Consider the following 7,981-nt stretch of genomic DNA (forward strand, 5'->3'; position numbering starts at 1 on the left):
ATGGCTTGCGCCCGTTCCGGCGGCGCAGTAGATCGGTCCTCGACCCTATCCCTCATGCCGCCAAGATGCCCGATCGGGGCGGCGCAACCAGGAGACTTTCATGTCCGTGACCCCGGAAACCCTGACCGAAGCGCTGCTGTCCGCCGCCCGCAAGGCCGGCGCAGAGGCGGCGGATGCGGTGGCTGTCGAGCGGCGGTCGCAAAGCATCAACGTCCGGGGCGGGACGCTGGAACAGGCCGAGCGGTCGGAAAGCGTCGAGATCGGGTTGCGGGTGTTCGTGGGACAGCGGCAAGCCTGTGTCGGGGCGTCGGACACGCGCGACGAAACGCTGGCAATGCTGGCGGAGCGGGCCGTTGCCATGGCGCGGGAAGCGCCCGAAGATCCGTTTGCCGGGCTGGCGGCGCCCGAGCAGCTGGCGCGGGACTGGGACGCCGCGGCGCTCGAACTGCACGATCCCGGCGCCGAACCGGCGGCGCCCGACATGCAGGAGGCCGCACTCGCGCTGGAGGCGGCGGCGATGGGCGTTGATGGAGTGACCCAGGTGCAGGCGGCTGCCGATCACCAGGTCGAGCAGATGCACATGGCCGGCTCGAACGGGTTCTCGGGCGGATTTACCAGCAGCGCCCGCAGCCTGAGCGCCGTGGCGATCGCGGGGCAGGGCACCGGGATGCAGCGCGACTATGACGCCGATACGCGCGTGTTCGCCGAAGACCTGCGCACGCCCGAGGAGATCGGGACGCGGGCGGGCGAGCGGGCCGCGGCGATGCTGGATGCCAAGAAGCCTTATACCGGGTCCTATCCCGTTCTTTACGACGAGCGCGTGGCCGCAAGCCTGATCGGGCATCTTCTGGCGGCGATCAACGGTGGCGCGGTGTCGCGCGGGGCATCCTGGCTGATGAACCGGATGGACGCGCCGGTGCTGCCGGACGCGCTGTCGCTGATCGACGATCCGCTGCGCCCGCGCGCGCTTGGCTCGCAGCCTTTCGATGCCGAGGGGCTACCGGTGGCAAGACGGGCGCTGGTGCAGGACGGCGTGCTGAAATCCTGGATCCTGGACCTGTCGACGGGGCGCAAGCTGGGCCTGCCATCGACGGGTCATGCGCGGCGGGCGCCCTCGTCGGTACCCTCGCCTCTGTCGACCAACGTGACGCTGACGCAGGGCGACAAGAGCCGCGAAGAGCTGATGGCGGAAATGGGCACGGGCCTGCTGGTGACGTCGATGATCGGCTCGACGATCAACCCCAACACGGGCGATTATTCGCGCGGGGCGTCGGGGTTCTGGATCGAGAATGGCGAGATCGCGTTTCCGGTGAACGAATGCACCATCGCGGGCAGCCTGCCGGAGATGTTGCGCGGAATCATACCGGCGAACGACGCGCGTCCCTGGAAGTCGCGCGTGGTGCCGTCGCTGCTGGTCGAAGGATTGACCCTTGCCGGCAACTGAGCTGGACCTTTTGATCGCGGCGGCGCGGGCGGCGGGCGAGGTGGCCTGCCGGTATACCGGGCCCGAGGCGCGGGCCTGGGACAAGCCGGGTGATGCCGGGCCGGTGACCGAAGCGGACCTCGCGGTGAACGAGGTGCTGGCCGAACAGTTGCGCGGTGCGCGGCCGGACTATGGCTGGCTGTCGGAGGAGAGCGCGGACACGCCGGAGCGGCTGTCGCGCGAGCGGGTGTTCATCGTCGACCCAATCGACGGCACGCGCAGCTTTATCGAGGGTACGCGGACCTGGGCCCATGCGCTGGCCGTGGTCGAGCGGGGCGACGTAGTGGCCGGCGTGGTCTACCTGCCGATGCGGGACATGATGTACGCCGCTGCACGCGGACAGGGGGCGACGCTGAATGGCCGGTTCCTGAAGGTAAGCGATGCGGCGTCGCTGGACGGCAGCAGCATGCTGGCCGCGAAACCGAATTTCGATGCGCGGCACTGGCGGTCCGGGCGGCCGCCCGGAATGGACCGGGGATTTCGCCCGTCACTGGCCTATCGGCTGGCGCTGGTGGCCGAGGGGCGGTTCGACGCGATGATGACGTTGCGCGGGGCATGGGAGTGGGACATCGCGGCGGGCGATCTGATCCTGCGCGAGGCCGGTGCCGTGACGTCGGACCGGGAAGGGCAGCCGCTGAGGTTCAACAACCCCATGCCGAAGCTCGACGGGGTCGTGGCTGCGAACGCGGCGGTGCATGGCGCGTTGCTGGAGGCGCTGGCGCCCGGGGCTGCGATCTGATCCGATTGTGCGGCTGCGCCGCGCAGGTTTGGTTTGTTCGAGTATTTACGGAACGATGAAACTCGGGTTCGAGCGACAGATTGGCGCGTCTTATCCGGGGCGGTAGAAGCGCGTGCAGCCCCGCCTAGATAACCGTTTCCGGAAGGGAGACGGGATATGGACCGACAGACGGTAGAACAGGACGCGCGCAGTGTGGAATACCTGCGGCAGAGGGAGATCTTCGACCGCAGCATGGCGGAGCTGCGGACGGAGCGGCGCAGGCGGGAGGCCAGCGGGTACGCGGTGATGGCCATGGCATACAGCCTTGAAGGGGCCACGCGGAAAGAGACCCGGTTGGGCAAGGCCGTGACGGCGTCGCACTACGCTCTTGTATCCTTCGTGGCGGTGGTGCCGAACGTGGCGATGATCCTGATGCTGGCGGACTGATACGCTTGCCGCTTGTACCGGCTGCGGCGCCGGTCTAGAGCCGGGGCATGACCCGTTCGGACAACCTGACCGGCGCGCTGCTGATGATGGCGTCGATGGCGTGCTTCACCTTCAACGACACCGCCATGAAGGCGATGGCGGGGGACGTGCCGCTGTTTCAGTTGCTGCTGCTGCGCGGGCTTCTGACAAGCGCTCTGGTGGCGTTGGTGGCATGGCGGATGGGCGCGCTGCGGGCAAGGCTGCCGCGCCGCGACTGGGGTCTGATGGCCGCACGAACGGGCGCGGAGGTAGGCGCGGCCTATTTCTTTCTGACGGCGCTTTTCAACATGCCGCTGGCCAACGTCACGGCGATCCTTCAGGCGCTGCCGCTGACCATCACGCTGGCCGCCGCGCTGTTTTTGCGCGAGCCGGTGGGCTGGCGGCGGATGCTGGCGATCCTGGTGGGGTTCGCCGGGGTGCTGCTGATCGTGCGGCCGGGGACGGCGGACTTCAACTTTTACGCGGTCTACGCCCTGCTGGCGGTGGGGTGCGTGACCGTCCGCGATCTGTCGACGCGGCGGCTGTCGAAGGAGACGCCGTCGATTTTTGTCACCTTGCTTACATCCGTCGCGACGATGACGATCTTCGGTCTGCTGAGCCTGGGCGTGCCGTGGGCGCCGATGGGCGGGCGCGAGATCGGGTTGGTGGGCGCCGCTTCTTTGCTGATCATCGGCGGCTATCTGTTCTCGATCATGGTGATGCGGGTGGGCGAAATCAGCTTTGTCGCGCCTTTTCGCTATACCGGCCTGTTATGGGCGATGCTGCTGGGGTTCGTGGCCTTTGGCGAGTGGCCGGAGACGTTGACATTGATCGGCGCGGCGATCGTGGTGGGCAGCGGGCTGTTCACGCTCTACCGCGAGACGCGGCTGGGACGGAAAAGGCCGCTTGCACAGCCGCCTCGTCGACATTGAAGCGATCCTTGAAAAAGGCGCGCTGATCGTCGGTCAGGGGCGCGAGGCCCTCGGTGCTGATCCGGGCGTGGCTGTCGTTGTCGTCATGGAGTGCCCGCAGGTACATCGCGGTTTCGGGCTCGATCAGGGTGGGCATGGTGTGATGCAGCTTGTGATGGCCGTAGTTCATCACCGTCCTGGGGTCGCCGGGGCGGAACAGCACGGCCAGGCCACAGGCCAGGAACTGGCCCTGGATCTCCTGCGCGAGGATGCCTTCGGGTGTGAGCTTGACCGAATAGCCGCGGGAATATTCGATCACCATGTTCTGCCAGCCGTCGCGCAGCTTGCCTGCAAGCCGCGCAGTGCGCCGAATGCCGCGGATGAAATTGGTGCCGACCGCGTCGTCGTCGTCGAGCCGGAACTGGAGGGATTCCTCATCCTTGCCTTCGGCCAGTTCGCGCTGAATGGCGATCTGCATCGCGGTGCGGTGCTTCATCGGTTCGGCGGTGACGATGGAGATCTGTTCGACAGGTGCGCAGATGTCGTTGAGCCGGTCCCAGTAGGGTTTGGGCATCCGTTCGCCGGTGAGCACGAGGAAGGTGAAGCGCTTGTCCTTCTGCGCGGCGATGGAGGGCAAGGTGAGGGTCTCGAAATGGCGGAACCGCAGGTCCATCCGCTCGGGCGCATAGAGATAGGCTTCGCGCTCCTCTACCGTGTCGTGCATCCGCTTGAAGCCGCCCAGGGCGGGATAGGAAAACCGGCAGATTCCGATAGCGCGCATGGGGCGGGGGACCTTCGAGACGTGTTTGCGCATGGTTGCAAATGCGCGTGAAGCGGGCAAGCGGGAAACCGGGGGTTGCCCGGACGGTTGCCGGGCGGTAGTGCGGTCCGGCGGCGGCCTGACGGGGCGCAATGCCGCGCGTCGCGGCGAATTTGCCGGGGGTTTGCCGCTTTGCAATCTCGGGCGGATGGGAGTGTTGACACCTGCGACGACTCCCCCTATACGCCGCTCATCTCGACCGTGGGGGCCGCCCCGAGTGTCGAACTCAAAATTCTAGTGGACAAGATCCGGGCCGTTTGAGCGCCCCGATCCTCTGGGAACCCGCCGCGTCGTTTACCTCGGAATGGAAACGATTGCGGTATTTGCGCATTGCGGACGCGTGATGTGCGAAACGAACTGAAACCGCGCGGGGGTGACCCGGTGCAAACACATGTGTTGAGAGACGGGAAAGAGACCCTATGCCAACGATCCAACAGCTGATCCGCAAGCCGCGGCAGCCGAAAACAAGAAGCCAGAAGTCGATGCACCTGCAAGGGTGCCCGCAGAAGCGCGGCGTTTGCACGCGCGTCTACACCACCACGCCCAAGAAGCCGAACTCGGCCATGCGGAAGGTTGCCAAGGTGCGCCTGACCAATGGCTTCGAGGTCATCAGCTATATCCCCGGCGAAAGCCACAACCTGCAGGAACACTCGGTGGTCCTGATCCGTGGCGGCCGTGTGAAAGACCTTCCCGGTGTGCGTTACCACATCCTGCGCGGTGTCCTGGATACCCAAGGCGTCAAGGACCGCAAGCAGCGTCGTTCGAAATACGGCGCCAAGCGTCCCAAGTAAGAGGAATTTCAGATGTCTCGTCGTCACGCCGCTGAAAAACGTGAAATCCTGCCCGACGCCAAGTATGGCGACCGGGTTCTGACCAAGTTCATGAACAACCTGATGATCGACGGCAAGAAGTCGGTCGCGGAGAAAATCGTCTACAACGCGCTGGATCGCGTCGAAGACAAGGTCAAGCGCGCGCCTGTGGAAATCTTCCACGAAGCGCTGGACAACATCAAACCGTCGGTCGAGGTTCGCTCGCGCCGTGTCGGTGGTGCCACCTACCAGGTTCCGGTCGAGGTTCGCCCCGAGCGCCGCGAGGCGCTGGCGATCCGCTGGCTGATCACCGCCTGCCGTGGCCGCAACGAGAACACGATGGAAGAGCGCCTTGCAGGCGAGCTTCTGGACGCCGTGAACTCGCGCGGGACCGCCGTCAAGAAACGTGAAGACACCCACAAGATGGCCGAGGCGAACAAAGCCTTCAGCCATTACCGCTGGTAAACCTCTAGAGGCATTACATCATGGCACGCGATTATCCGCTCGAACGCTACCGCAACTTCGGCATCATGGCCCATATCGACGCAGGCAAGACCACCTGCTCGGAACGGATCCTGTTCTACACCGGCAAATCCCACAACATCGGTGAGGTGCACGATGGTGCGGCCACGATGGACTGGATGGAGCAGGAGCAGGAACGCGGGATCACCATCACGTCGGCCGCCACCACCACCTTCTGGCAGTGGCAGGAAGACCCGACGAAAGAAGGCACCGACGACACCAAGTTCCGCATGAACATCATCGACACACCCGGCCACGTCGACTTCACCATCGAAGTCGAGCGTTCGCTGGCCGTGCTTGACGGTGCCATCTGCGTGCTGGATGCCAACGCGGGTGTCGAACCCCAGACCGAGACCGTCTGGCGCCAGGCCGACCGCTACAAGGTGCCGCGCATCGTCTTCGTCAACAAGATGGACAAGATCGGTGCCGACTTCTTCAACTGTGTCGAGATGATCGAAAGCCGCACCGGCGCGAAGGCCGTTCCGATCGCCATGCCGATCGGCGCCGAGAACGAGCTGGAAGGCATCATCGACCTGGTCACCATGGAAGAGTGGACCTGGAAAGGTGAAGACCTAGGCGCGTCCTGGACCCGTCAGCCGATCCGCGACAGCCTCAAGGACCAGGCAGACGAATGGCGCGGCAAGCTGATCGAGAACGCCGTCGAAATGGACGACGACGCGATGATGGAATACCTGGAAGGCAACGAGCCCGATGTGCCGACCCTGCGGAAGCTGATCCGCAAGGGCACGCTGTCGCTGAGCTTCGTTCCGGTTCTGGGCGGCTCCGCGTTCAAGAACAAGGGTGTGCAGCCGCTGCTGAACGCCGTGGTCGACTATCTGCCGAGCCCGCTCGACGTTGTCGATTACATGGGCTTTGCCCCGGATGACGAGACCGAGACCCGCAACATCGCCCGCCGCGCGGACGATTCCATGCCGTTCTCGGGCCTGGCGTTCAAGATCATGAACGACCCGTTCGTCGGTTCGCTGACCTTCACGCGCATCTACTCGGGCGTGCTGAACAAGGGCGACACGGTCCAGAACTCGACCAAGGGCAAGAAAGAGCGCATCGGCCGTATGATGATGATGCACTCGAACAACCGCGAAGAGATCGAAGAGGCATTCGCCGGCGACATCATCGCGCTGGCCGGTCTGAAGGACACCACCACGGGCGACACGCTGTGCGATCCGAAAGAGCAGGTGGTTCTGGAAACCATGACCTTCCCCGATCCGGTGATCGAGATCGCGGTCGAGCCCAAGACCAAGAACGACCAGGAGAAGATGAGCCAGGGCCTGGCCCGTCTGGCCGCCGAGGACCCGTCCTTCCGCGTCGAAACCGACATCGAGAGCGGTCAGACCATCATGAAGGGCATGGGCGAGTTGCACCTCGACATCCTGGTCGACCGTCTGAAGCGCGAGTTCAAGGTCGAAGCCAACATCGGCGCGCCGCAGGTGGCCTATCGCGAGACCATCAGCCACGAGATCGAGCACACCTACACCCACAAGAAACAGTCGGGTGGCTCGGGTCAGTTCGCCGAGGTCAAGCTGATCATCTCGCCGACCGAGCCGGGCGAAGGCTATTCGTTCGAGAGCCGCATCGTCGGTGGTGCCGTGCCGAAGGAATACATCCCCGGCGTCGAGAAGGGCATCGAGAGCGTGATGGACAGCGGCCCGCTGGCCGGCTTCCCGGTGATCGACTTCAAGGTCGCGCTGATTGACGGCAAGTTCCACGACGTGGACTCCTCGGTCATGGCGTTCGAGATCGCGGCACGGATGGGCATGCGCGAAGGTCTGCGCAAGGCCGGTGCGAAATTGCTGGAGCCCGTCATGAAGGTCGAAGTGATCTCGCCGGAAGAGTATACCGGCAACGTGATCGGCGACCTGACCTCGCGTCGGGGCCAGGTGTCGGGCCAGGAGCCCCGCGGCAACGCCATCGCGATCGCCGCGAACGTGCCGCTGGCCAACATGTTCGGCTACATCAACACGCTGCGTTCGATGTCGTCGGGCCGCGCCCAGTTCACCATGCAGTTCTCGCATTACGAGCCTGTGCCGTCGAACATCTCGGAAGAGATCCAGGCGAAATACGCATAACCCGGGTGGCGGGGCGAACCCCGCCCTACCCATCACCGTAGGGTGGGGTTTCACCCCACCGTCCGACAAGAAAAAGAGGAGCCAAACCCATGGCAAAGGAAAAGTTTGACCGTTCGAAACCGCACGTGAACATCGGGACCGTTGGTCACGTTGACCACGGCAAGAC

General features: G+C 64.7%; 8 protein-coding genes. 7 read left to right on the forward strand and 1 reads right to left on the reverse strand.

What is annotated here, in order from left to right; translation table 11 throughout:
* Positions 1–100: 100 nt before the first annotated feature.
* The 4 genes from RBB31_RS19140 to RBB31_RS19155 all read left to right on the forward strand — a co-directional run bounded on the left by RBB31_RS19140 (position 101) and on the right by RBB31_RS19155 (position 3,598).
* Positions 101–1,444 carry a TldD/PmbA family protein gene (locus RBB31_RS19140; protein ID WP_306130856.1) on the forward strand — a complete coding sequence of 448 codons (1,344 nt, stop codon included), beginning with the start codon at positions 101–103 and terminating at the stop codon, positions 1,442–1,444.
* Complete coding sequence (locus RBB31_RS19145) at positions 1,431–2,222, forward strand: 3'(2'),5'-bisphosphate nucleotidase CysQ (protein WP_306130857.1); 792 nt, start codon at positions 1,431–1,433, stop codon at positions 2,220–2,222. Before RBB31_RS19140 ends, RBB31_RS19145 begins: the two co-directional genes overlap by 14 nt.
* 156 nt (positions 2,223–2,378) lie before the next feature.
* Positions 2,379–2,648 (forward strand): hypothetical protein, encoded by a 270-nt coding sequence (locus tag RBB31_RS19150; RefSeq protein WP_306130858.1) that lies wholly within the window; start codon positions 2,379–2,381, stop codon positions 2,646–2,648.
* A 47-nt stretch (positions 2,649–2,695) separates the two neighbouring features.
* Positions 2,696–3,598 (forward strand): DMT family transporter, encoded by a 903-nt coding sequence (locus RBB31_RS19155; RefSeq protein ID WP_306130859.1) that lies wholly within the window; start codon positions 2,696–2,698, stop codon positions 3,596–3,598.
* On the opposite strand, the gene RBB31_RS19160 is transcribed toward RBB31_RS19155, so the two are convergent.
* The gene (locus RBB31_RS19160; protein ID WP_306130860.1) at positions 3,531–4,358 is read right to left on the reverse strand and encodes a glycosyltransferase; all 828 of its coding nucleotides are present in this window, start codon (positions 4,356–4,358) and stop codon (positions 3,531–3,533) included. The genes RBB31_RS19155 and RBB31_RS19160 overlap by 68 nt on opposite strands.
* 458 nt (positions 4,359–4,816) lie before the next feature.
* On the opposite strand from RBB31_RS19160, the gene rpsL reads away from it, so the two are divergent.
* From rpsL to fusA, 3 genes are read left to right on the forward strand one after another with little or no spacing between them, the layout of a single operon-like run.
* On the forward strand, positions 4,817–5,188 hold the full coding sequence (gene rpsL / locus RBB31_RS19165) for a 30S ribosomal protein S12 (protein WP_103762132.1): 372 nt from the start codon (positions 4,817–4,819) through the stop codon (positions 5,186–5,188).
* Positions 5,189–5,200: 12 nt separating this feature from the next.
* The gene (rpsG, locus tag RBB31_RS19170; protein ID WP_057796812.1) at positions 5,201–5,671 is read left to right on the forward strand and encodes a 30S ribosomal protein S7; all 471 of its coding nucleotides are present in this window, start codon (positions 5,201–5,203) and stop codon (positions 5,669–5,671) included.
* 20 nt (positions 5,672–5,691) lie between these two features.
* Complete coding sequence (gene fusA / locus RBB31_RS19175; RefSeq protein WP_306130861.1) at positions 5,692–7,815, forward strand: elongation factor G; 2,124 nt, start codon at positions 5,692–5,694, stop codon at positions 7,813–7,815.
* Positions 7,816–7,981: the final 166 nt, after the last annotated feature.

This window comes from Roseovarius sp. MMSF_3350 (assembly GCF_030733425.1).
Classification (GTDB): domain Bacteria; phylum Pseudomonadota; class Alphaproteobacteria; order Rhodobacterales; family Rhodobacteraceae; genus Roseovarius.

What these genes read in the sequence shown, in the direction of transcription:
- RBB31_RS19140 (WP_306130856.1), top strand. Translation starts at nt 101, where the DNA reads ATGTCCGTGACCCCGGAAACCCTGACCGAAGCGCTGCTGTCCGCCGCC.
- RBB31_RS19150 (WP_306130858.1), top strand. Translation starts at nt 2,379, where the DNA reads ATGGACCGACAGACGGTAGAACAGGACGCGCGCAGTGTGGAATACCTG.
- RBB31_RS19155 (WP_306130859.1), top strand. Translation starts at nt 2,696, where the DNA reads ATGACCCGTTCGGACAACCTGACCGGCGCGCTGCTGATGATGGCGTCG.
- RBB31_RS19160 (WP_306130860.1), bottom strand. Translation starts at nt 4,358, where the DNA reads ATGCGCGCTATCGGAATCTGCCGGTTTTCCTATCCCGCCCTGGGCGGC.
- rpsL (WP_103762132.1), top strand. Translation starts at nt 4,817, where the DNA reads ATGCCAACGATCCAACAGCTGATCCGCAAGCCGCGGCAGCCGAAAACA.
- rpsG (WP_057796812.1), top strand. Translation starts at nt 5,201, where the DNA reads ATGTCTCGTCGTCACGCCGCTGAAAAACGTGAAATCCTGCCCGACGCC.
- fusA (WP_306130861.1), top strand. Translation starts at nt 5,692, where the DNA reads ATGGCACGCGATTATCCGCTCGAACGCTACCGCAACTTCGGCATCATG.